Origin of the sequence: Acinetobacter sp. YH12098 (assembly GCF_013419235.1) — a bacterium.
Classification (GTDB): Bacteria; Pseudomonadota; Gammaproteobacteria; order Pseudomonadales; family Moraxellaceae; genus Acinetobacter; species Acinetobacter amyesii.
Genome location: NZ_VPAO01000014.1, coordinates 57,691 through 82,264 on the forward strand (window position 1 = coordinate 57,691; position 24,574 = coordinate 82,264).

The following is a 24,574-nucleotide window of genomic DNA, read 5'->3' on the forward strand; positions in this document are numbered from 1 at the left end:
ATCGGTCGAAGGGTTGAGCAAGGCTTTGGAAATTTGTCAGCAACATACTTGGCATCTAAAGGTGCCAAAGACATTAAAGCAATTTCTTTTATGCCGCACGAAGACCAGCCTGAAGATGAAATTTTGACGGTAGATGAGATGATGCAAAAAGGGATTTAAGCACCTTGGGGTGCTTTTTTTAAACCTCATATTTGAGGAGTGATCTGCAAATTTGCAGAGCTTGATGTGAGAATTTGCATATCATGATTCTCAGATTTGAGCATCATATCGGGAGCCTCAAATTGAGGCTCTGGAAGCAAAGACTAGATCTGGTATTTAGTCAGCGTTAACTTACTTTTCTTGGTTTTTTAATTCTTTGTAAATATCAAAAAGATATTTCTCATCAATCATAATTGCTTTAGTGATGCGCTCCATGGCTCTGGTAAAGGATGGATTAGGATTATCTGCTTCACTTGCAACAATCATGGCAATATTAGCCATAAGCATTCTTTTATAAGGATCAGAGGCAACTAGGTTTGTTTGGTTAAAGCTTTCCTCAAGACGAGTACATATTTCAGCGTTAATTGAGCGACTATGCAACTTTGCGGACTCAACAACCTTATCTCTCAATTCTTCAGACCAACGCAATTTATATTGTGGTTCTTTTTGGTTTTCACTCATCAGGGTAGCCAGAAAAATATTAGATATTTTTATAATAAAGTACCTCTTTGATGTTGACAATGACATAAAAGAGGTACAATATAGAAACGTACCTAAATGATGTTATGAGGACAACATGAGTATTAATCAGAAAGGCCAACAATACAAAATGCGGTTTTTAGATAATAAAGATCATGAAAAGCTGAAATTAAAGGGTAAAAAGGAGGATCGTTCAATCAATTGGCTTATCAACCAAGCCATAAAAGAGTTTTTAAACAAAGAGAGTGCGAAAGCATGAAATCAACAAGCACAAAAAAACCTTGTTCAACTCTCACATATCACAAGGTTCAGTTGCCATCACTTAAGGATGTAAACACATGTCTAGTTTAGCATTAAGTTTTAAAGAAGTAAATTTCACACCTGTTCAGCAGGACAATCAAGTATGGATTACTTCACGTGAGCTTGGTCAAGCTCTAGGTTATTCGCGTGAAGATGCAGTCAATAAGATTTTTGAGCGCAACTCAGATGAATTCACAGGAAGTATGACCCGTAACGTCAAATTGACGTTGCAGGGTCAAGCTCGTGAGGTTCGAGTGTTTTCTTTGCGCGGCTGTCATTTAATAGCAATGCTTTCAAGAACGGCAATCGCCAAACAATTCCGCAAATGGGTTTTGGATGTGCTTGACCGTGAAGTCGTTACTAAGCAGCTTGAAAGTCGCCAATCCATCTCACCAGAACAGCAAGCCCTGCTTCATGAAATTGTGGCTCGTCGATCACAGGGTGAACGTAAAATCTTTGCTGAAATGTGGGCGCGTCATAATCGACACTTTAAAATTCCACGTTATGCAGAGCTTTTGGCAATTCATTTTTCCGAGGCGGTGCATTATCTGGAGACAATGGAATTAAAGGCTCGTGTTTCAACCAAGCAAGATAATTTAATCCAAATAGATAAAAATTATCACAACAATGTGCAGGGTTTGGCATGGCACATGCTTTGGATTCGCGAATGGTGGAAAAAGTTTGGTGAACCAATAAGAGCAATAAGCCCTAATATGGCTGCAGCTATTCACGACCATTTTGTAGATGGGGCAATGTTTGCATATCACTTTATTGATAAAGAAGATTTAAAAAAGCAGCGAGAGCGAACTGAATATTTTCAATGGCACTTGAGCTCTGCTGAGCGCATATCATTAGATTATAGGCTTAAATGAAAAACATAAACCTCCTTCGGGAGGTTTTCTTTTACCTGTATAGACTTTTTTTAATAAATTGAGTAATTTATCACCTTAATTCAAGGGGGTAATATGAAAAAAATATTAACAATCGGTACTTTATCTTTAATTTCATCTTTGGCTTTAGCGAATAAACCTTTAGTGATTCAGCAAGGTGCACCTGCACCAATGAGTAACTATGAAGCCCCAGTAGCGGAAACACAATACACACCATTGCAACCAGCAAGATATAAAAACGAGACAGCGCTTAATGCTTCGTTAATGCTTGAGTATTCAGCTCAGAACGGTAAATTTGCAAATGATATTAATGAAGATCTAAAGGGTTTTGGTATCGGGATTTCATCAACTCCACACCGAAATGGTTATTGGGGTAAGTTTGAATATCAACAGAGTGATAATTACGATGGTAGCGCATACGAATTTTCATTCGGGGGACACTTAAACCTGATCAATGCTAATGGCTTTTATGCGTTAGCAGCCGTGGGTACAGGGGTGAGTATTTTAGAAGCCGATGGGTTTGATAATTCTACCTATTGGACGCTGCCAGTTGGTTTGGAGTTGGGATATACACCTACTCCTAATCTTTCTGTATATAGTGGTGTTGGATATAAATGGTCTTGGGATATCTCAGAAGGTGGTAAAACACGCTGTAATGACGGAACGTGGAGTGATAGCACGGGATCAGGCACATGCTCACACCATGGTGGGATCGACTATGATTACTATTCAAATTATATTGGCGACTATGATGGCGTAACCTACAAAGCCGGTATTCGATATAACTTTTAAAAGCAAACCACTCTTCGGAGTGGTTTTTTTGTGCATAAATTAGTATCTTGTCCTGAATTATAAATTTGCGTGGAGTGAACGTGGATAAAATCGGAACTGTCTTTGGTGTTGATGTTCATAGAAATATAACCCGCGCTAAAGCCCAAGAAATTGTTAGGGCTAAAGCAAAAAGAACTCAAGAAATATCAAATACCGATGGTGTTTCGCTTGCTAGAGCCGCACTCTTATCACAAGATGAATTACTAGAATTTGCAGATAAATTAGATACTGATAGTAAAAACGTTTTACTGAAATTTATCAAAGAAGAGCAGCAAATCTTGGCACACGAGCATAACGAAATTGTTAACAAAGTTGATAGTAAGATAAGAGAAACTAACAGCGAATTGGTCGATAACGAAATAAAAGATATTTCTATGTGGAAAAACATCACATGGTTTTTGATAATAGTAGTGGTCTTTGCTTTTTTGGTGTTTACCGTTAAATAAATCAATTCAAGATACCCAAACCCTGCATTTGCAGGGTTTTTTATTGCCTGAGGAAAAGTTATGGCTACAAACTCACTAGGTCGCCTTACATTGGATATGGTTGTAAAGCTTGGTAACTATATGGAAGGCCTGGATAAAGCAGGCCGTCAAGCAAAAAAATCAGGCAAAGAAATTGAAAGTGGAATGAATGTTGGTACTTTAGCAATTAAAGCGCTTGGTGCTGCTGCAGCAGGAATCACAATTGGTGGGATAGCTGCATTTGCCACCCAAACTATTGAGGCTGGCAATGAGATTAAGAAGTTCTCACAGCTTGCAAACACATCAATGCGTGATTTTCAGTATTACTCTAAAGGCGCAGTCACAGCCGGTATTTCAATTGAATCCTTTGCAGACAAAATGAAAGACATGCAAGACCGTATCGGTGACTTTCAGCAATCTGGTGGTGGACCGCTTGTTGATTTTTTTGAAAATATTGCGCCATTAGTAGGAGTGACAATCCAGCAATTTCAAAAGCTTTCAGGACCTGAAGCATTACAGCTTTACTATGATTCTTTGGTAAAAGTCGGTGCTACGCAGAACGATATTAAGTTCTACATGGAAGCCATTATTTCTGATTCTTCATTACTATTGCCATTACTTGAAAATAATGGGGCAGGTTTTAAAAAATGGGGTGATGAGGCTGAAAGAACAGGGGCTATCTTATCTGACGATATGGTGAATAGTCTCGCAAAAGCCAAGGAGCATTTGTATTCAATGGATTTGCAGTGGCAAGGATTGCAAGCAACCCTTGTAAATAATACTGTCCCAGTACTCCAAGCAGTAATTGATAATTTTGACAACATTGAGGCGGTAGCCGTTGCTGTTGCCGCAGGTATGGCCGCTAAATTCATTCCATCACTGATTGCATCAACGGTGCAACTCGGACAATTGGTGATATTTTCTGCACGTGCAGGCGCAGGCCTACTCTCCTTGTCTGGAAGTGCAGGGGTAGCTACAGGAACCATGGTGGCCCTTCGTGGAGCTGTTGCTTTTCTTGGTGGTCCGGCTGGCATAGCTATGCTAGCAATTCAAGGCGTTGCAGCCGCTTCAGCTTTTGCTTATATGAAAAAAAGCAGTTCAGATGCAGAAACCGCGCTCACAAAGCAAGGCAAATCAGTTGCTGAATTGGTTGTTGAATATAACAATTTAAGCGAAGCACAGAAAAGGGCTTTCAAATATCAAGAAACAGTTGAGCTAAAAGATCTTTCTGAATCATACGAGCAAGCACGCCAACAAGTACGTGCTTATGCAAGTTCAATTGCAGAAGTGGTTGCAAAAGACGAGTCCACCAAAAATACAATACGTGGCTGGATTAAGGATTTTGATAATCAAAAAATCAGTGCTGAAGATCTAGCAAATAAAATCAACAAGCTTAGCGATGTTGGTTCCGAAAACAAGCAGCACATGGATAAGCATGCTGTCGCTGCAACAAGTGCAAAAAACTCGATGGTTGCACAGCAAAAAGTTGTTGAGTCGCTTTCAACTCAAACGATGAATTTAACAAAGAAAAGTGATGCGTTAACTGTGAGTACAAATAACCAAGCACAAGCTTGGATTGCACTCACCCAAAAACAACGTGCAGCGCTAACAGGCATTCAGAATCAAAATGCGCGTTCGCAATACATTGCAAATAACATGGCGTTAGGTTGGTCTCGTGAGAAGGCTGAATACGTTGCTGATTATCGAGATGAAGCAGGTCTGGATTATGCAAAGCGCTTGACCAAGTATGAGTTAATTCAGCTTGAAAACGGTTTTAAAATTCAGCAGCAAGCCAAGGCAAAAGAGGAGTCTGAAAAGAAAATTGAAGACACTAAAAAGAAGCAGTTAGAGTTGAGTGAAAAGCAGTATTCATATTCTAATTCTGAATTAAAAATGCTTCAAAAGGTGTCTGAATTAAACTCTAAACACAATTTAAATAGTATTGGCGCTAAATACGGCATACCAAATAACATGCTGGCTGCTGTAATGGCGCAAGAATCAAAAGGAAATATCTCAGCTAAAAGCCCTACTGGTGCGATTGGCCCCTTCCAAACAACTAGTATCTATAGAAAGCAGCACGGTCTCACTGTCGCTGATTCATATGATGTTAAAAAATCCGCTGAAGCTGCAGCGAAAGATCTGGCAGCATCCTTTGAGATTTTTGGGAATTGGAACGATGCGATCACAGCGTATAACGCCGGAGTTCAGGGTACTAAAAATTTAAGAAACAAAGGGTATACAGGATCTGCTGCTAAAACCAAGGAAGCTAAAGAATATTCAGGTCTGGTGGACAAGTGGTTGGTAGGTCTTGGTGGATCTTCAAATAAAAGTTCAGGTGTTTTAGCTAACGATGCTGCTGCAAATCTTAAAGATTGGTCTGAATATTGGGGTGATCTAGAGGAGGTTCGCAAACAAGCTTTAGAAAATCAACAGACTGTTCAGCAAACCTATTTTACTGAAGAGCAGCGGTTAGCCTTTGATCATAAGGAAAAAATCAAAGCTATTGAACTTGCATATGCTGGTGACGATTCTGCAATCAAGGAGTACACCGATAAACAGAATGCTGCATATCAAAAAGACGTTGCTGAATATCAGGAAGCTCAGAAACAAAAAGAGCTGAGTGATAAAAAACAACTCCTTGAAGCCAAACGCCACTGGATATCTGCTGCTGACTACGCCAAAGAATATTACGCATTAGTACGAGAAGAGATTCTCAATACTGCTGAATATTCACCTGAAATGAAACAGAGCCTTGTTAAGGAGGCAAACTTTAATCAAGGGCTTGATTCTAACGCAGACCGTGAAAATATTTGGGGCGATTACAAGTCTATGATGGGCTTGGATAAATCGCCATATCAAGAAGATATGGATCTGCTTGCTGAAGCACGTGCTCAGATGCTGATTACTGAAGAAGAATATCAGAACGCAAGGTTGCAACTTCAAGCTAAATCAACTGCTAGTTATATGGAGGGTATGCTTGGAGGTTTTGCAAGTCTAGTTGATGAAAACTCTAAAACGTACGCCGTATTATTTGCTGCACAAAAAGCTTTTGCTGTTGCGCAAGCAATGCTAAACATCCCAGCTGCTTATTCAAAAGCTTATGATGCTGTTGTTGGGACGCCTTATATTGGCCCGTATATTGCGCCCGCAATTGGAGCGGCAGCGGCAGCATTACAGGTTGCCCAAGCTGCAAGCATTAGGTCGGTAAATATTACAGGTATGGCCCACAACGGTATAGATAGCATTCCGAAAGAGGGTACTTGGCTGCTTGATGGTGGTGAACGTGTGTTGAATCCACAGCAAAATAAGGATTTGACTAACTACTTGAACGATAAACAGACACAAGCTGCTCCAGCACAAGGTCAGCAACTCACAATCGTCAATCAAATTGAGCAGGATGATCTTGTTGGTAATTACATGCGTGGTGCTGCTGGAGGACAGATTTTAATTAACCAAATTAAAGCGAATCCGTCTGACTTTAAAGCAGCACTTGGTATCGCATAAGCTCACCTTGGTGAGCTTTATTATTTTAAGAGGCAATATGAAAATCCAAACGATACTTTTTGGCGAACTTGTATTGCTGACAGAATGCACCCTTGTAGGTTCATCAGAGTCACTGTCTTTCAGTACATATATGTTTGAATCTCACAACGGTACAGAGCAGCGCACCGCGTTGCGTGAAACTGCAGCCCAGTTGCTCAATATTGATTATGTGGCATTAAGAAAAGCCATGGCTCAGAATTTTAATGTGCTTTATGGCGGCCTGCGCTTAAAGTGGGCTATGCCAGTGGACATAGAATGGCAGCGCATACCCGCCGCATCGGGTGATTTTATTGCCTGTAATACTGGAATTTATGATTATCGACCCGATTCGCTTGCATTAATCAAAAAAGGCAATGAGTGTATTGTTGTTGAAATTCAAGAGGTGCGTAGCGATGGACTCAAGCTATATCAAGCAATAGACCTGCAAAACTTTATAATATGCCCACTTCGAGTGGGCTTTTTGTTGGGCGACGTTTCAGCACCGATCAATGCGGTTTGGAGTCAGCCTAAACTGCAATTTCAGGTGCTGGATGCTCCTTATAAAAATGCTCCGGCGCCAGCGCAGTTTCTGGGTAACGATATATATTTTAAACGTCTTCTTCTTGAAGGGGATTCGCTGAATGTCACTGTGTTGCAGCACCAGACAGTTGTTGATTTTGGCCTTGGCCCGATTGATCAGCACACAAATTGGCTGCATGCAAAATATGGCAAGCCGATGCGCTCAGTGATGAAAACGCAAGCTGAGCTGTATGAATATCGCCAGTTTCTGTTTAGACGGCTCGGCATGTTTAGATCATTCTGGCTTCCGACTTTTGAACGTAATTTCTATGTAAAAAGCACAGGCAATGTAGCTGCTGTACTGGATGTTGAATCTAACCAGTATTTGGAGTTTGCTGCGCATCGCAAGCATATCGCAATCAAAGCCAATAATGTCTGGTCTGCGCACACAATCACTGCTGCAGTAAAAAATGGTGTTAATACGAGACTGACCATTTCACCAGCTCTGAATAAGCCTGCGGCAAGCATTCAAATCATCAGTTATTTGGGCCTACATCGCCTAAATAACGATTCTACTGATATTCAATACAAAGGTGGCGGCATTACCGAGTCATCGGTATCTATGTTGGAGATTGAGCCATGATGCAATTTTTTAAGCGAGTGCTGGGCAATGGTCGCGAAACGATTGCCCGACGTGAGCTTTATCTGTTTAAAACCGGTGCTGTGGTTCGTGCTTATACCAATGGTGATGCATTTATTGAACACCTGGGCTATTCATTTGAGCCGCATGTCATCAAGCGTGGTCGGCACAAATCAGGCACAACACTTGAAAAAGAAGTCATGGATATTGAATTTTCTTTACAGTCAGAGCTTGCACAAAATCTCTCACGCTCTGAACTTGAAGAGTTGACGACTGTTGAAATGTTTGCGTATGAAGGCACGCAATTTAATCAGTTCTGGTCGGGCCGCTTAGTCAAAGTGAAGCCAAAAAGTGACGGTATTATGCTGCAGTTTGAAACTGAATATACAAAGGTTGGCCGCAATGCGGTCACACGCCGAATCCAAGCGCCGTGTCCGTATCGCGTATTCAGTGATGAGTGTCGACTGAATAAAGATGATTATGCAGTAAAAACTACAATCAAAAGCATTGATAAGTTGAGTGTTGTGCTGCGTGATCTTGAGTTGTACGCAGACAATTACTTCAAGATTGGAATGATTGAAGATCCAACCGGTGTCTTGATCACTATTGATGAAAGCAAGCAGAATTCGCTGATTCTGAAGCGCCGTTACGACAGCTTCTCTAAATATGTGATCGAAGATGTTCAGCTTGCAGCTTTGTTTGCAGCCATTGATGAAAAACAATTGGCTTTTGATACGGCTCAAACTGAATTGATTAACGCACAAGCAGATTTAGTAATCAAAACACAAGCTGAAATTGACGCACAAACCGTAGTTGATAACGCTGGTCCTGATGATCCAAATTATCAAGATTTGATAGATGCGCTAGCACTGGCGCAAGTTGAAAAACTGCAAGCCGAAACGGTAGTTTCAGACAAAACTGCAACGCTTTCTGTGACTGAAACCGAATTACAAGCCACAAAAGATGCAATTCCATATGTAACGCTCTACCCCGGCTGCATGCGCACACCGACAGCCTGCAAGGCCTACGGAAACATGCCAAATTATGGCGGCTTCCCTTTTGTGCCGACCAACAACCCACTTGAGCGGCAGGTGATCTAGCGATGAATTTACTGATTTATGCAGCAGTTGCCATGGTTGTTTCGCTGATTGTCAGCTTTGCGATGATGCGTGGCCAGCAAAACAGAATGTCAGCACAAGATGTGGAGGTTACTACTGCCGAAGAGGGGGTGACCAATAAAGTAGTGCTAGGTACGCGTGATGTGAAGGGTAGTGTGGTGTGGTTTGGTGATCAAAAAAGTCAGGCGATTAAGAAATGAGAATTTATATTCGACATATGCGAGCAGCTGGGTATTGCAGGAAAGAGGGCGTTAAGCCCTTTTTTAATGCCAGAAATTGGGATTGGCAAGACTTTTTAGCAAACGGAATTGAGGCGCAAAAATTGATTGATACAAATGATGCGATGGCTTTAAGAGTCGTAGAGATAGCAAAGGTGGAAGAAAATGAGCAGCGGAAAGAAACAGACAGTTGGGTATAAATATTCTGTCGGATTCCATGCCGTGCTTGCACATGCGGGTGCATATCTGCGCAGAATCTGGGTGGAAGATAAAGAAGCATGGTACGGCGGGGTGGGTAATGAATCTAGTAGAATTTCAAAGCCTCACTTGTTTGGTGGTGATGACTCTGGTGGTGGTGTTGCAGGCAATTTTAACTATTACATCGGCACACCAGATCAGCAGCCTGATCCATACCTTGAGTCGGTCTTAGGCGCAGGCAATGTACCAGCATACCGTGGTGTGAGTTCATTTGTCTGGAAGCAGGGTTATATTGGCAATCAAAACTACATGAAGGATTGGAAATACCGTATTTCACATGTTGATGGTATTAACTCCAATATCACCAATGTTCCTTCAAATTTTGTATTTGCTTTTGACTGCTCAAAATCACTATCAATGCAAGACTTTGTGCGCTTAAAGAATACACTTTCAAGCATTGTTAATACCTTAGTTTTTTTTAAAGAAACTTACTACAACTGTGTTTTAAATGTTCGCATTATCGCATTTGACGCAACTGTGACCTATAAGGATTTTATTGATTTTCAGGTCAGTGATGCGGGTGAATTTGGGGATTTTATTGCATATAAAGACCAGGTGAGTGGCAATTCATTTACAGAAATGATGAGCACAGGGTATTCATTTTTTTCTAAAAACGCAGAAGCGACGCGCAATACATTTGTCATTATTGCAGATGGGGAGGATGTTACAGCATCGCATACAGCAACAGCGCAGAGCCACTTCAACGCAGTTAAGCATTTTTGTTTATACACTCAGTTTATTGCTAACTCCAACAATGCTGACTTGCCGCACCATATTGCTTTGTCAAGTTTAGACAATACACCGGAAGACAATTGGGTACGTGAAGATGTCAAGCTAGGCGGTGGATTGTTGTGTCCGTGGATTTGGACTGATGATGGGTCTACATTAATTAATGAAGAAGCGTGGTTTGGTATTCGCACTGGTGAACCAGATATGAATCCAGCTGACATGTTATGGCTCTGCATCACAAATGCCCAGTGGGGATTAGGTCAACCTGAATCAATGCTTGATAAAGATTCATTCCTTGAAGCTTGGCGTGTCTTAAAAATTGAAGACATGTATATGAGCATTGTTTTTGATGATGAGGGGCAGATTCAAAACATTATTAATCTGATTTGCGAGCACATTGATGCGTCTTGTTTTGTTGATAAAAAAACAAATAAATGGACGCTAAAACTGATTCGTGATGACTATGAAGCAGAATCTTTGGTTGTGCTAGATGAGTCTAATGTGCGTTCAATTTCAGATTACGAAATTCGTACTGCAGCAGAGCAAGTAAACCAAGTCACTGTGACATACTGGAACAAAGAAACCGGTAAAAATGCGACATCAACCGCACAAGATCCCGCGCGTATTGCGCAAAACGGTTTAGTGAATAAGCCTGTTGAATACGATGGATTTACCAATGCAGCCACCGCATATCGTGCGGCAGAGCGTGATTTGCATGCGCTTTCAAGTCCGCTGAAAGTGGTCACATTGAATGAAGTGCATCCTGAATTTGGCCGCAAGCTGTCTGTTGGTGATGCTTTTACATGGGACTGGAGTGCGCATGGCGTTACTGGTGCGGTTATGCGTGTTAAGTCCATTGACTATGGTGATGCGCATGATCTCAGTGTAAAAATTGAAGCGATTGAGGATGTATTTAGCACGCCGATGAACTCGGTAGCACCATATGTGCCACCAACTGAAAACCCAACGAATCAGCCGCCGCTAGATAATCCGACTGTGCGTGTAATTGAGTTACCGTATTTTGATGCTGTACAGCTCTCAAGCGAATCAGAAGTGAATGCAGATCTTGATGCAGACCCAACACTTTCAAAAGTTGCGGTGATTGCAGCGCGGCATCAGCGCAATTCAACAAATGCAGATATGCAAGCAGGACAAGGCGGCTACAGCACAAAAGCAACATTGGACTATTGTCCATCTGCACTATTAAGTGCAGGCATTGATCGCATGCAGACAGTACTTTCAATTAAAGACGGCACAGATCTTGATTTGATTGAACTAAACGAATGGTTATTGCTTGATGACGAAAAGCTTGCTGTTACAGCAATTGATCTGGTTGCAAACACAGTTACAGTCAAACGCGGTGTGCTTGGGACTGTTCCAGCGATTCATGCAGCTGACGCGCGGCTTTATTTCTGTGATCAATGGCTGGCGGTAGACAATACTGACTACTACGCAGGTGAAATCGTGAATGCGAAAGTTCTGACAAATACCAGCTCTGCGCAGCTTTCGGCTGCGCTGGCTACTACACATTCAATCACATTGAGTGGTGAAGCATATCGTCCATATCCACCAGCCAGCGTCAAAATCAATAATGCCTTCATGCCGTCTTATTTTGAAGATGACTTTGTTTTGACATGGTCAAATCGAAACCGGTTGCAGCAAACTGGTGGTGAAATTCTTGGCTACTTTGAAGGCTCAGTTACGCTTGAGCCAAATACACAGACTTTACTGACTATTGCTGAGTTGGATGCAGATGATGTTGAGCTTGCAACCCATAATGTCAATGTAACCGCATTAAACAGCTACACATTACTTGAGTCTGTAATGCAGGCTGGAACTCGAGCGCTGCGCATTAATTTAAAAACAGTGCGTGATGGATATGAGTGCATGAATGTATTTGATTATGTTGCGAAACGAGCAGCATTGATCGCTCCAACAAACGTCACATTTGAAGCTATAGAGTATTGATATGTCAATCAAAATCAAAATCAATTGGGATAATGAAAATGTAGTGTCCGAATCTGTGCGAATTTATCGTGCAGATTCAGCATTCACCAAAGAGAACTTGCCACCAATACTTGCTGAAATCATTAGTGATGTATACGAGTATGAAGACTTAACAATAATCAAAGGACAGACGTATTTTTATATGTTGTCTGCAAAACTTGGTGACCAAGAAGTTTTTACAGAGTGCTTTAGTGTGATTGCGGAAAAACCCTCAATATACACAAAAGTCTATTACGTCGGTACATCTGACAGTGTCAGAGAGTCTGTATATAGAGGTATTGTGCAAGACCTTGGCTATGAATTTATCGTTGTTCCATGGATGAGCGTTTCAACAATACCATCCAACTGTAAACTCATTATCGCTACTGACATGAGCATTGACTTAGATGGCTTTAATGTATCAAGACTACAGACACTAACAAGTAGGTTCAATGATGGTACGCCCCTGCTTATATCAGTTGTAAGTAGTGTTGAGAATCAATTGCCGCAAACATATCCATCAACACTGGGACTGGCTTTAAAATTTAAAGATCTTGCAAATACAAACTCAGTCGATCTGTATGCTAACACTGTTCTCAGTCCACCATTTAACACAAGTCAATCTGCTTTAGTGATTCGACAGACAAACTATTACATGGCGGGTCTTGATACGGTAACTGCCAATGCAATAGTTTTTGCTAAAAAAGGCAGTGATTGCGCTGGTGCTATACTAAAGAAAGGTGCTATCAACAGAAATGGCGTAGCATCTCCTGCGAATGTTGCTTTTACAGGATTTGCTTGGACAAGATCAGGACAGCTTTTAAATCAGACTGGCAAAGATTTACTCAAAGATTTGATTAAACGGACAGTGAGATAGTTGTTTGCACCATCAGGTGCTTTTTTATTGCCAAAAAATAGGGGGCGCAATGCCAAATGACTACACAACCGATCCACCAGTAGCAACAGCAGGGCAGCTTCTTGTCATCTCAGACAAGATTAATGACATATCAAAAAATATGGATAAGCTTGCTGAAATGCCCCAAAAGCTCGACCGTATGAATATGCAGTTGGAGCAGCTCAATAAAGAGCATCAGCAGACCCGCAATGACTTAACTCAAACTCGTGACAATCTGCAAGAAGATTTAGATCGAGCAAAGTCAAACTTTAAAAGCGAGATCAAGCAACTCAGGAATGAAGTTGAGCCAAGATTTAAGGATGTGGATTCACAGATCAGAGTGCTACATGAAAGTAAGACCAAGATCGACAGTATTACTAATCTTGTGCGCTTTGGGGGCATTTTTTTAGCAGGTCTATTCGTCGTCGCTTGGAATACTCAAACAAGCAAGACAGACACAGTAAACACTCAAGCCACGACTAATGCCCAGAGCATTCAAGTTCTTGAAAAACAGGCCGAGCAGCTTTTAAGAACGGTTGAAGAAATCCGAAATAAACTTTACGAACGAAATATGAGAGAGGAAAAATGAAACTAATCCAAGAAAGTGCATTTCAGTACTTATCCGTAAAGCTCCCGCTACTGGGGGCTTTTTTAATGCTTGCAGTTTTAGTTATTCAATGGGCGTTAGACTTTAATTTTATCCCTGAGCAATATGCGCCTTTCATTATTGGCACAGTATTGCCAGCACTGAGTTGGGTAGGTCGTAAGATTGCACAGCCAAATTTGCACCAACCTTTAGGCTTTGCCACCATTACAGCTGGACACAGTAATACAGACCCCGGTGCAGTCAATGGCAAAATTAAAGAAGCGGATCTGGTCGTCAATTTCCGCAATGCAGTGACTCATTATTTGCGTGAAGCAGGGCTGCAAGTTAAAACCGATGGTACTGGCACCAAGAATGACCCACTGTCTGCTGCGGTAAAATTGATTCAGGGCTCAAGTGTTGCGGTTGAATTCCACATGAATGCTGCGGCATCAAAACAGGCAAATGGTATTGAGACAATTGCACTTCCCAAAGATAAAATCTTGGCTCAAAAGTTATCGAAAGCCGTGGCTGATGTTTTTGGCAGTCGCCTTCGTGGTGATAAAGGTTGGATTGATCAATCACAGTCAGCCCGTGGAAAACTTGGATTTATCAATGCTGGTGGCTTGATCGTAGAGCTTGGATTTATTTCAAATGCGACAGAACTTGCAGCATTTCATTCAAAATATTGGTCAGCTGCGAAAGCTGTTGCTCAAGTAATTATCGAACATGAAAAAGCCCTCAAGTGAGGGCTTATATATTTTTATGTGGATCTGTTTAAAATTTTTTTATTTTCATATCTAATATGATCATCAAATACAATTGCTTTTCTTCCTTGACTTAGATATTCAATGACCCCGATTAGTTTCTCCGAGTAGTCTATTAGAATATTGTCTTTACTAGGTTTAGGTATGATATAGGATACCTTATAGCCTAAAATATCAACTTCTTGATCTGCAGTTATAATTTTTCCTTTAAATTTACATACTTTTTCAAAGATACCTGATTCATTTTTATGGTCATCCAATAAAATGTGTTGTAAGTCAAACATCGAAAACTTTGCATTTGTATCTTCATTTATAATTATTATTTCGTTATTCATTCCTGATAAACTTAATGGGGTTTTGTGTTCTGTTTCTTTAGGCATAAAAATATTAAATCCAGTGATTCTGGCGGGATGAGTTACTGTCATTCCAATATTAATCTCACGAATTAATGGTGTTCCATCCTCATCCTCCCAGTCACTGTCATTCTGTTGTCTTACAATAAGAAGCTCAATATTATTATTATTTGCTTTTATTTCAGCACCAGACTGATAACCGACTTTTGTTGCAAAAACTCCCCTTAATTCAGGAAAATCTTGAAGTTTTCCAAGTAATGAATCAATTTTATCTATTGATATTTTGCTAGCGTAGTCTTTGCATTCGATGACCGTTTTATATAAAAATCCACCTAAGCTATACTCCCAATAGATATCAAATTGACGCTCAGTACCATTTTTATCAACTAATAGCTTATTGGTTTCAACTTCTATATTTTTTTGCCCAGATAATAATTCAGATTGTAATATCGCTTGATATAGGGACTGTACAAATAATTCGTAAGCTTTTCCTGTATTTTTACTCATAATATATTTCGCTTTTTGGTCATTATTAAGAAAAATCTTGATGATAATATTTAGATTATTATTCGTTCACAATCTTCACACCTTCCCAAAATTCGCCTTTCTTCTTAGCTAGAAAAATATTCGCATCCCGAACGCTCATAAAATATTTGGCTTTTTCATAATCATTGGTCCAGCACCAACCCGATTGATCTACAAAATTCACTTCTGATAATTCCCAATAATCCAAATCCTCTTCTTGTTTTACATAGGAGAGGTACTTTTTATTTTTCTTCATAACAATCATAGATTCACCTCACCAGCTATCAACCATATCAGCCCAATCTTGCATCATTTTTCTACGCTCTTCTAAATTTTGAGCGTGATTATATGTGCCACGAACCGCATTTTTATCTACATGCGCAAGCTGCAATTCTATCCATTCTGAACTATATCCAGCCTCATGAAGCAATGTTGATGCTGTAGCTCGAAAGTCGTGTGCTGTAAACTCAAAACCCATAGATCCAAGCGCTCGATTTATGGTGGTTTTGTTCATTATTTTTGATTTATTAAAGACCGAGCAAAACACATATTCATCATTTGATTGTAGTTTTTGACTCTCTAAGATTTTAAAAATTTGATCGCTAATTGGCACCAAATGAGTTCTGTTCATTTTGATGTTTCGCTCACCTTGATCCAGCTGCTCTTTCGTTGCTGGTGGTATGGTGATTAATCTATTTTCAAGATCAACCCACTCCCAGCGCAAGCGACAAACCTCAATCGATCGCATCATTGAATACAATAAAAGGAGTATGGAATTTTTAACCATTTCAGTAGATCGACTGTTTTTTAGCGCACTATTAAAACGTGATTTTTCATCACTCATTAAAGGTCTAGCGGTTTGCTTTGGAGGGCGCTCAACAGTTTGGCCAAGTGATATTGCTGGATTGCTTTCGCAGCGCAGATTGGCGATAGCGTAGTTAAAGATTGAATTCACAAGTTGGCGATTTCGAATAGCCGTGCTTTCTCCAGTACCATGATTCATCTGCTTGGATACACGCTTAATCGTATCTTTCTGCATTCTGAGCACATCATGCGGAGTAATTGTTTTTAAATCTTTACTGCCAAATGCAGGAAATAAATCACGCGCAAAAGCTTTCTCTACGGTAAGTCTAAATGATTCAGATCTTTTATTTTTCTTTACCTCATACCACTCAAGAGCAATATCCTTAAATGTAGATTCTGACTTAAGCTTAGCTTGTTCCTTTTCCTCAATTCGATATTTAGCTGGATCAATATTCTGATCCAACAGTGTTTTTTGATCTATAGTTTTTTGACGGGCAGTAGCCAGACTTACAACCGGGTATTCACCAAGACTTAACATTGATGCTTTCCCGAGAAAACGATAACGAAAACGCCAGTGCTTTGATCCATTCGGACGCACTTCAATACATAGTCCAGAATGATCTGCCATCCTGTACATTTTATCTCTTGGTTTTAATTGTTTGATCTTGGTATCATTTAGCATAGGTTGTGAGTAACGAAGTGTCGAAAGCTTGTTACTCACAATCTTACTCACATATCCATTTAATGCAATCAGACAATAATTTACGGTAGTTAATGTAAGAGGGTGTGTTGAGTAATTCTAACTATTTTATTTTTATAACAATTTATAATATTTAACAAATCTGATTCTTTTCGATCATCAAAAGCATGAGCGTATTAACCTTTGAAATTTATGCACTTAACTGTGCTTTGAATAGTCCGAAATGATTCTAAATAATTGTATATTGACCCAAATATCGTGTGGATATTTTTAATAGAAAAATAGTGAAATATTTAGAATGCAGCCAATCATAGCAAATATTATTCAATTTCTGCTGAACAATTTCGCCAAAGTTCATCGCAACTGGAATCATTTCAGCAAATTATCGACTTATAAATTTAGGATTTAAGTTGAACAAAGCAATCGGCTGAATTTAAGTGTTTAAAATGTGTTCAATTGATATTTTAAAAAGATCTGCTTGCTGTTGTTAAAAATAGCAATTCAGGCTCTAGCTGGAAAAATATGAACCGTTTTGAAGCAAAATCACCAAAATGGAGCACAATTAATGCAAAGGCAGATTGATTAAAATTAAAACAAAACGGTTAAATTTACTTCAATTAAAGGGTGTCTTATGCGCTAAAAAAAACCTAAATATCGATCATTAATTCAGTTGTATCGTAGGTGTATTATTATCCATAACTAGCTAAACCATTAGTTTCTATCGCATTTAAATTTGATACTAATGCTTTAATAAAATCCCAATAATTTTATCGTTGAAAGCGATTAATCATTTTGGTGAATACTGGTGCAAAACCAAGTTGCACTATTTTGATACACCTGCGAGAAGTTTTTAAACAAAAGTGATGAAGAGTGTCTGAATATGGTGCATTTACTGTTGCACACAGTATAATAGTCGAAAAGCAAGGAGTTAAAATCTTCTATTCTGATAAGGAATTCAATATTTTAGCTTGGCTTTTAAAAGTTGGTACGGTAATTGCTTAATAACTACCAACTACTAACACGCACTTCAGTGTGCACAAAAAAATCATCGGAGCAAAATGAGCATGGCGAACAAGGTCCTTCAACTCATCCAAGAAAGTGGCGCAAAATGGGTCGATTTTCGCTTTACTGATACTAAGGGTAAAGAACAACACGTAACTTACCCAGCAGATTCAATCGACGAAGATACGTTTGAAGATGGCAAAATGTTTGATGGTTCTTCAATTGCTGGTTGGAAAGGCATTGAAGCATCTGACATGATCTTACGTCCAGATGCAGAAACTTGTTTTATCGACCCGTTCTTTGCAGAAGCTACAGTTGTTGTGACTTGTGACGTTATCGAACCTTCAACTGGTCAAGGTTATGAACGTGACCCACGCTCTATTGCTCGCCGTGCGGAAGAATACCTAAAATCAACTGGTATCGGTGATACTGCTTTCTTTGGTCCAGAACCAGAATTCTTCGTATTTGACGAAGTAAAATGGGACATCGATATGTCTGGCGCGCGCCACACATTAATCGCTGAAGAAGCTGCTTGGTCTACTGGTAAAGATTACGAAGCAGGTAACTCTGGTCACCGTCCACGTGTGAAAGGTGGTTACTTCCCAGTTCCTCCTGTAGATTCTTCACAAGATATGCGTGCAGAAATGTGTGCAAAAATCGAAGACATCATGGGTCCAGGTCGTGTAGAAGTACATCACCATGAAGTTGCATCTTGCCAGCTTGAAATCGGTGTAAGCTTCAACACTATGGTTCGTAAAGCGGACGAAGTTCAACAGTTCAAATATGCTGTTTGGAACGTTGCTCACCAATATGCTAAAACTGCTACGTTTATGCCTAAACCAATGGTTGGCGATAACGGTTCTGGTATGCACGTTCACATGTCAATCTCTAAAGATGGCAAGAACTTGTTTGCTGGTGATGAATACGCTGGTCTTTCAGAAATGGCGTTGTACTTCATTGGCGGTGTGATCAAACACGCTCGTTCATTGAACGCAATCACAAACCCATCAACTAACTCGTACAAACGTTTAGTTCCACATTTCGAAGCGCCGATTATGCTTGCTTACTCAGCACGTAACCGTTCAGCTTCTATTCGTATTCCTTATGTTTCTAGCCCTAAAGGCAAACGTATCGAAGCACGTTTCCCAGATCCAATGATGAACCCGTACTTAGGTTTCGCTGCGCTTCTTATGGCTGGTCTTGACGGTATCCAAAACAAGATCCACCCAGGTGAAGCTGCTGACAAGAACTTGTACGACCTTCCTCCTGAAGAAGAAGCTAAAATCCCTACAGTGGCTCATAGCTTAGATATGGCGCTTGAAGCTCTTGCAGCTGACCATGATTACCTTCTTAAAGGTGGCGTGTTCACTAAAGAAATGCTTGATGCCTACATCGAACTTAAAACTGAAGAAGTTCGTCGTCTTAACACGACTACTCACCCAGTTGAATTCGACATGTACTACAGCTTGTAATTCTGTACAGAATTTCACTGTAAAAAGACCCGCCTTGTGCGGGTTTTTTTATGGGATGGGTTAAGATAAGGCAAAGAGTTGAATGAATATCTAAACATGGCAAAACCGCGAAAAAAACATACCGGTTTTTTCCCTTGGATTGATCCAGCAGATCAGGCAAAGGGATTTAAACTTAACTTCTCAGAAGTAACTTATTTGGAAGTGGGCATAACAGTTGAAGGTTATAAACAGGCTCAATTTGTCGAGCTGAAAAACCCAGAGCTGGCATTGGAGTTTGATTACCCTGAAAGTTTTTATATTACGACCGAAGGGTTGGTTTTAATAAAAACGCCGCAAGGCAAGTTTGAAGCCATTGCCAAGACAGATAACTTTTAATTCAATACTAAAAAAAATTGAACTGAAAAAATGACCTACAACGTTGCAGGTCATTTTTTATTGAGCATCTGTCAATTTACCAATCGTCATTGCAAACCATGCTGTTTTAAATTGTCGATTTCATATGGTGCATCTTCGGCAGGGTAGCGTAAGTTTTCTAATCCTTTTGTTTTGGCAATCGACCAAATCACACTTTCACCCGCAGGGATGTTTTGACTGTGCTGCGTATATAGTGGGTTTTGTAGGGCGTCTGCTGCTGAAATAAAAGTCCAGCCATGTTGCTGAAATGCGGTAATGACATCCTTTAAAAATGCAGCATTAATGGTATTTACATGTAAAAGTAAAACATGCTGCGGCGAACGATTTATGGTGAGCTGTGCAAGTTGGTCATAATAATCTGCACGGTTAAGCAGGTGAGCGATATATGTTTGTTTTAGGCGGTCTAATTTGTCCTGATCTTGCAGTTTGGCAAAGTCGAGATATTTTCGGTTATAAAACCAGTCACTGGCATCAATACTCACACCACCAATGCGGTATTTATGCTGTGCTAGCCATAGATAGACAGCATCACGCTTTTTAGCGCTATTACCTTCTTTTAAAAAAGGATACCGGTAAATACGTGTGTAATTTGGCAGCGTTTTTAGCACTGTATCCGCCTGTTCAATGCTGTGCAGATAATCTTTTAATGTGACATTTTCTTTATTCAGGTTTTGGTGCAGTGCACTATGATTGCCTATCAGATGGCCGGATTGTCCCCACGCTTGAATCAGTTGCTTACCTTGATAATCACCAATTTTAATCAGGCTCGGAAAAACAATACTTTTGATTTTTTGATCATGCAGATGCTTTAAAATTTGAGCATTGATTTGTTCCGCTTGTGCGTTAAACGCTGGATTTAATCCATCATCAAAACTGAGTGCAATAGATTTTGCTTGAACCGTGATATTGGCACAAAGTAAAACGAAAAAAATAAAAACATGTAGCGGGTAAAATGGAAACATTATGCTTGTGTAATTTAGTGGTTATCCACGACATCATACTGTGTATGTGAGGTTTGTGTTGATTGCATATGTAATGAAGTACTTAAGCCGTTTTGGTTTTGCTCATTTTACTGAAAACAAGCTATGGGTCATGAAAAACGATGTTGAGTTAGTTACACTAAGGATTCGCTATACTCAGCAAATGCTTATAAGGGAAATGAAATATGCAGCGTCAAGCATGCGAAATGCGGGATAAAAGAATGTCTCCTGAATTAAGAACATGGTTGTATGCTTCGGGTTCATTAACCCAACAATTAACAGATTTTGCCCAAGGCGTATTTAAGGTTGAGCCATGTATTGAGCAATTTCAACGTATGACGCTTCAAGATGCACGGTGGCTACAAATGCCAATACAGCACACAGCTTGGGTACGTGAAAGTTATTTATATGGCTGTGAAGCTGAGCCGTGGGTCAAGGCAAAAAGTATATTTCCAATCCTCAGTATACAAGGCCGTGCGCGGATTTTTCGGCATATTGGTAAAAAACCCATCGGACATTTTTTATTTCAACGGACCAATCCGAAGTGTGAGCGGCGTGTATTGTGGCTAGACGATGGTTGGACACGTCAGAGCTGTTATACTTGGCATGGTTGTAAATTTATAGTTCAGGAAACTTTTTTAGCGAGTTTTGAGCAATATTTGCAGAAATAACATTACCAGATGAAGGACAGTCATGGCCGTGGTGCAACAGATTACTTGGCAGCAGCGTTTAGAAGCTTATTACTATTTATGTCGCTTCGATAAGCCAATTGGCACGGAATTGGTTTTTTGGCCAACCATGTGGGCACTGTGGATTGCCAATCAAGGAACACCGCAATTCAGTATTTTGATTCCCATGATTTTGGGCACGATATTTATGCGTGCAGCAGGTTGTGCGATTAATGACTTTGCTGACCGTAAAGTCGATGGTGCTGTGGAAAGAACCAAACATCGTCCTTTAGCCACTGGAGTGATTAGTGCTAAAGAAGCCATATATGTGTTCTTGATCTTGGTGCTTGCTAGCGCATGTATGTTGTTCTTTTTACCGATAGAAACTTTTTATTGGTCCTTTGGTGCATTGTTTTTAGCGTTCATTTATCCCTTTATGAAACGCTACACGCATCTGCCACAAGTATTTTTAGGCGCGGCATTTTCATGGTCGATTCCTATGGCTTATACCGCTGTGGGGCAAACACCTGATTTGACTTGCTGGTTATTGTACTTTGGTAATTTGGCGTGGACCGTTGCATATGACACACAATATGCCATTACTGACCGTGAATATGATTTGAAAATTGGTGTGAAATCAACTGCGATTTTATTTGGTAAATATGATATAGAAATCATTTCTTTATTACAGGCGCTAAGCATTGTACTGATTGGTTCTGCGTTGTATTTAGAAGATCTCTTGATGCCATTTGGTTTAGTTGCAATGTTGGCTGTGGCTGCCGATTTTATTTACCAGTGGACTAAAACCAAAGGCCGTGATCCTCAGTTATGTTTTTGGGCGTTTCGCCATAACCGTTGGGTAGGGCTTATGATTTTTATTGGAATTTTCATGGCACTGACGCTTTAATGTCATTGATCTGAAACTGTTTAAAATGAGCTAAAGCATCCTATTTGGGTGCTTTTTTTTATGCATTAATAAAAAGGCATGTAGTTTCATGCTTAAAGAATAATGATTAAAAAGGATATTTTATGAAAAGTTCAAAAATAGCATTAGCTCTGACAGTTGCAGTTTCTATGCTGTCTTTAACCGCGTGTAATGACGATGATAATGACTCATCATCTTCGAATCAAAAATCAACATTTGTGTCTGAAGCAAATTATGCTTTAGATACTGTAGACAATACATCGTCCATTAAAGTCATGACGTATAACATGACCAATGTGCAGGGGAAAGCAGCAACAGCAACAGCCTTAGTATTATTTCCAAAAGCTACACAACCTAAAGATGGGTATCGTGTTGTGGTATGGGAGCATGGAACAGTCGGGGCTGGAGATGAATGTGCGCCAAGTAAAAATCTAATTCATCCACGTTTTAAAATTCTAGCTAATACGCTTATGGCGGCAGGTTATGTAATTGTGGCACCAGACTATGAAGGTTTAGGTACGAAGGGGGTGCATCCATACCTCAATTTATCGAGTGCGGCAAATTCGGCACTTACTGCGGTTAAAGCAGCAAAAGAACATTATGGTAAGCAACTCAATGGTCAGTGGATGTCGATCGGTCAATCGCAAGGTGGTCATGCATCCTTAGGGACGGCGGAATTTGCAAATACGGATGCAAACTATAAAGGGGCAGTGGCAGCCGCACCTGCATCGAGTTTGGGGACGATTATTAAGATCTATCTTGATCCTGCTTTAAATCTGGATGACAACGGCGTGAGTAAGGGCGTCAATATCTTAGATGAACAATTGCTTCAAATTCGTTACGCGCTTGCAAATAACATAATCAATGCACAGCAAGCAGATGCGTTAATGGGGCAACTTGCAGATGGCTATGCTGAGCTTTTGGCATATGCTGCATTGACCAGTTCGGGTATTAAAGCCTATGAGCCAAATTATGATTTAAAAAATATCTTTACTGCAGATGCTGGTGTTATTGCAGAAAAAGCCTATGGACGTACAGGGGATGATGGTGCATGTTTAAGTTATGCCGATCCAAATGGCGCAAATGGTTTGCAAGAACAGTTTAAAGCAGCTGTGATTGAATTCTTAAAAGATCCAACGCATATGGTTTCACAGTACGGAATTGATTTGAATAAAATCGATACCGATCCTGTTGTTCAGAAATTTTTAATTGACAATCAGCCAGCGACAAATGCTACTGCTGCCAAAGTAATTAAAGCGCCTGTGTATATTATTCAAGGTGCAAATGATCAGGCAGTTATTCCTGTGGTTACGCAAGCGCTATTTGCAAATATGAAAACTCAAGCGACGAAGTATTTCCCAGAGGCAAATTATGCTGAAGGTTATCAATTAGACATTGTGCCAAATGCAAGTCATACACAGGCAATTATCTGTAGAAATGCGCAAGCGGTCGAATTTATTCAAGCTAAAATGTCTGCAGGTACAGGTATTGTCTTAACCAATGAGCAAAAAGATGCAAGCCAAAGTCCACATTGTAAGGGGGTAGCTGCTTCAAGCTAAGTTTTTTCAATAATAAAAAAAGGAGCATGTCTCCTTTTTTTTTGCATATTGGATTATTAATCATCCAATCCTTAAAAATGAGGGGCACAGTTAGTTCGAGCAAAGAATGTTATGAAGACTTGAGCGAATTTTGTTTTTTGCTATATTGGGCGTCGAATTATTTATGTATATGAAAGAATAGTTATGTCTGAAGTTAAGCCAAAACCCAATACCAAAAAGATGATCATTCTGATGGCACTTGGGCTATTGATTCCTATATTTTTGGTCAGTATGGCTTTTCTTGCAGTCAATAGTGATGCCAAAAACCAAGAAAAATATAAGCAACAACAAGCTGAGATGATTGAGCGTATTAAAGCAAAAGAAGCCCAAGATGTGGCTTTGGCTGCTGAGGCTGACCAAGCAGTATCAGAAGTGCTGGCTGCTCAAAAGTCAAATGCTCAGTAAAATTCTGCTTACATTATGGATGTGAATGCAATGCGCATTCACTCAATGTTTGATTTTGATTTACGTATTTTACAACTATTTATTTACATCATGCCTGAGCGTGTGAACTGTTGGAATGTTGGTGTAGCGGATTACACGGTAGCCCGCTTCTTCAAGCATTGCATCACGTTCAGCATCTTCTTGCTCTTTGCCTATATGACTGGTGTCAACGGCATTCTAAAATTGACCCCTTTTACCTTTCAAATGGCAAAGTAAAATTGACCCCTTTGATCTCGTATTAAGTTTCAACCTGGGGCTGAATCCCAATTCTTTTTTTATCCTTCAAACGAT

The 24,574-nt window shown here is 40.0% G+C and carries 25 protein-coding genes and 1 pseudogene; 20 read left to right on the plus strand and 6 right to left on the minus strand.

Annotated elements, in window-relative coordinates:
- Positions 1–33 precede the first annotated feature (33 nt).
- Positions 34–159, plus strand: coding sequence for a hypothetical protein (locus tag FTU38_RS06170; protein ID WP_306670421.1), 126 nt, complete (start codon positions 34–36; stop codon positions 157–159).
- Positions 160–330: 171 nt separating this feature from the next.
- On the opposite strand, the gene FTU38_RS06175 is transcribed toward FTU38_RS06170, so the two are convergent.
- A complete protein-coding gene (locus FTU38_RS06175) occupies positions 331–660 on the minus strand; it encodes an Arc family DNA-binding protein (protein ID WP_168378338.1) in 330 nt (109 codons plus the stop codon).
- 115 nt (positions 661–775) lie between these two features.
- Here FTU38_RS06175 and FTU38_RS06180 point away from each other — a divergent pair, with 115 nt between their 5' ends.
- The 13 genes from FTU38_RS06180 (at position 776) to FTU38_RS06240 (ending at position 14,380) form a co-directional block, all read left to right on the plus strand.
- Positions 776–937 carry a hypothetical protein gene (locus FTU38_RS06180; RefSeq protein WP_168378337.1) on the plus strand — a complete coding sequence of 54 codons (162 nt, stop codon included), beginning with the start codon at positions 776–778 and terminating at the stop codon, positions 935–937.
- A gap of 79 nt (positions 938–1,016) precedes the next feature.
- On the plus strand, positions 1,017–1,850 hold the full coding sequence (locus FTU38_RS06185) for a Bro-N domain-containing protein (protein WP_180110779.1): 834 nt from the start codon (positions 1,017–1,019) through the stop codon (positions 1,848–1,850).
- A gap of 93 nt (positions 1,851–1,943) precedes the next feature.
- Positions 1,944–2,660 (plus strand): hypothetical protein, encoded by a 717-nt coding sequence (locus FTU38_RS06190; protein ID WP_180110780.1) that lies wholly within the window; start codon positions 1,944–1,946, stop codon positions 2,658–2,660.
- Between the two features lie 80 nt (positions 2,661–2,740).
- Complete coding sequence (locus FTU38_RS06195; protein WP_180110781.1) at positions 2,741–3,145, plus strand: hypothetical protein; 405 nt, start codon at positions 2,741–2,743, stop codon at positions 3,143–3,145.
- Positions 3,146–3,205: 60 nt separating this feature from the next.
- Positions 3,206–6,667, plus strand: a complete 3,462-nt coding sequence (locus FTU38_RS06200; protein ID WP_180110782.1) for a transglycosylase SLT domain-containing protein — start codon at positions 3,206–3,208, stop codon at positions 6,665–6,667.
- Between the two features lie 37 nt (positions 6,668–6,704).
- Entirely contained in the window at positions 6,705–7,847 is a 1,143-nt protein-coding gene (locus tag FTU38_RS06205; protein ID WP_180110783.1) for a hypothetical protein, read from the plus strand.
- On the plus strand, positions 7,844–8,944 hold the full coding sequence (locus FTU38_RS06210; protein WP_180110784.1) for a phage BR0599 family protein: 1,101 nt from the start codon (positions 7,844–7,846) through the stop codon (positions 8,942–8,944). The genes FTU38_RS06205 and FTU38_RS06210 overlap by 4 nt, the downstream gene beginning before the upstream one ends.
- 2 nt (positions 8,945–8,946) lie before the next feature.
- Positions 8,947–9,162, plus strand: a complete 216-nt coding sequence (locus FTU38_RS06215) for a hypothetical protein (protein WP_180113475.1) — start codon at positions 8,947–8,949, stop codon at positions 9,160–9,162.
- A complete protein-coding gene (locus tag FTU38_RS06220; protein WP_180004828.1) occupies positions 9,159–9,380 on the plus strand; it encodes a hypothetical protein in 222 nt (73 codons plus the stop codon). Before FTU38_RS06215 ends, FTU38_RS06220 begins: the two co-directional genes overlap by 4 nt.
- Positions 9,346–12,135, plus strand: a complete 2,790-nt coding sequence (locus tag FTU38_RS06225) for a phage tail protein (RefSeq protein ID WP_180110785.1) — start codon at positions 9,346–9,348, stop codon at positions 12,133–12,135. Before FTU38_RS06220 ends, FTU38_RS06225 begins: the two co-directional genes overlap by 35 nt.
- 1 nt (position 12,136) lies before the next feature.
- Positions 12,137–13,030 carry a hypothetical protein gene (locus tag FTU38_RS06230; protein WP_180110786.1) on the plus strand — a complete coding sequence of 298 codons (894 nt, stop codon included), beginning with the start codon at positions 12,137–12,139 and terminating at the stop codon, positions 13,028–13,030.
- Positions 13,031–13,079: 49 nt separating this feature from the next.
- The gene (locus FTU38_RS06235; RefSeq protein ID WP_180110787.1) at positions 13,080–13,637 is read left to right on the plus strand and encodes a hypothetical protein; all 558 of its coding nucleotides are present in this window, start codon (positions 13,080–13,082) and stop codon (positions 13,635–13,637) included.
- The gene (locus tag FTU38_RS06240; protein WP_180110788.1) at positions 13,634–14,380 is read left to right on the plus strand and encodes an N-acetylmuramoyl-L-alanine amidase; all 747 of its coding nucleotides are present in this window, start codon (positions 13,634–13,636) and stop codon (positions 14,378–14,380) included. Before FTU38_RS06235 ends, FTU38_RS06240 begins: the two co-directional genes overlap by 4 nt.
- Before the next feature lie 14 nt (positions 14,381–14,394).
- On the opposite strand, the gene FTU38_RS06245 is transcribed toward FTU38_RS06240, so the two are convergent.
- The 3 genes from FTU38_RS06245 to FTU38_RS06255 are packed head-to-tail and all read right to left on the minus strand — an operon-like array spanning position 14,395 to position 16,762.
- A complete protein-coding gene (locus FTU38_RS06245) occupies positions 14,395–15,258 on the minus strand; it encodes a restriction endonuclease (RefSeq protein WP_180110789.1) in 864 nt (287 codons plus the stop codon).
- Between the two features lie 58 nt (positions 15,259–15,316).
- Entirely contained in the window at positions 15,317–15,541 is a 225-nt protein-coding gene (locus FTU38_RS06250; protein ID WP_180110790.1) for a hypothetical protein, read from the minus strand.
- 9 nt (positions 15,542–15,550) lie between these two features.
- The gene (locus FTU38_RS06255; protein ID WP_180110792.1) at positions 15,551–16,762 is read right to left on the minus strand and encodes an integrase arm-type DNA-binding domain-containing protein; all 1,212 of its coding nucleotides are present in this window, start codon (positions 16,760–16,762) and stop codon (positions 15,551–15,553) included.
- 1,076 nt (positions 16,763–17,838) lie between these two features.
- On the opposite strand from FTU38_RS06255, the gene glnA reads away from it, so the two are divergent.
- Together glnA and FTU38_RS06265 are read left to right on the plus strand one after the other, a co-directional pair.
- Positions 17,839–19,254, plus strand: a complete 1,416-nt coding sequence (glnA, locus tag FTU38_RS06260; protein WP_180004821.1) for a type I glutamate--ammonia ligase — start codon at positions 17,839–17,841, stop codon at positions 19,252–19,254.
- A gap of 96 nt (positions 19,255–19,350) precedes the next feature.
- Entirely contained in the window at positions 19,351–19,629 is a 279-nt protein-coding gene (locus tag FTU38_RS06265; RefSeq protein WP_180004871.1) for a hypothetical protein, read from the plus strand.
- 86 nt (positions 19,630–19,715) lie between these two features.
- On the opposite strand, the gene FTU38_RS06270 is transcribed toward FTU38_RS06265, so the two are convergent.
- Positions 19,716–20,630 (minus strand): polysaccharide deacetylase family protein, encoded by a 915-nt coding sequence (locus FTU38_RS06270; protein WP_180004820.1) that lies wholly within the window; start codon positions 20,628–20,630, stop codon positions 19,716–19,718.
- 203 nt (positions 20,631–20,833) lie between these two features.
- Between FTU38_RS06270 and FTU38_RS06275 the strand changes: the two genes are divergently transcribed.
- The 4 genes from FTU38_RS06275 to FTU38_RS06290 all read left to right on the plus strand — a co-directional run bounded on the left by FTU38_RS06275 (position 20,834) and on the right by FTU38_RS06290 (position 24,244).
- Positions 20,834–21,319: a chorismate lyase gene (locus FTU38_RS06275; RefSeq protein ID WP_180004819.1), complete on the plus strand. Its 486-nt coding sequence runs from the start codon at positions 20,834–20,836 to the stop codon at positions 21,317–21,319.
- A 22-nt stretch (positions 21,320–21,341) separates the two neighbouring features.
- A complete protein-coding gene (gene ubiA / locus FTU38_RS06280) occupies positions 21,342–22,223 on the plus strand; it encodes a 4-hydroxybenzoate octaprenyltransferase (RefSeq protein ID WP_180004818.1) in 882 nt (293 codons plus the stop codon).
- Between the two features lie 122 nt (positions 22,224–22,345).
- On the plus strand, positions 22,346–23,800 hold the full coding sequence (locus FTU38_RS06285; RefSeq protein ID WP_180110791.1) for a S9 family peptidase: 1,455 nt from the start codon (positions 22,346–22,348) through the stop codon (positions 23,798–23,800).
- Between the two features lie 183 nt (positions 23,801–23,983).
- Complete coding sequence (locus FTU38_RS06290; protein ID WP_180004816.1) at positions 23,984–24,244, plus strand: hypothetical protein; 261 nt, start codon at positions 23,984–23,986, stop codon at positions 24,242–24,244.
- Positions 24,245–24,319: 75 nt separating this feature from the next.
- Here FTU38_RS06290 and FTU38_RS16830 read toward each other — a convergent pair.
- Positions 24,320–24,451: pseudogene (locus FTU38_RS16830) on the minus strand (DUF559 domain-containing protein); the annotation flags it as partial.
- Positions 24,452–24,574: the final 123 nt, after the last annotated feature.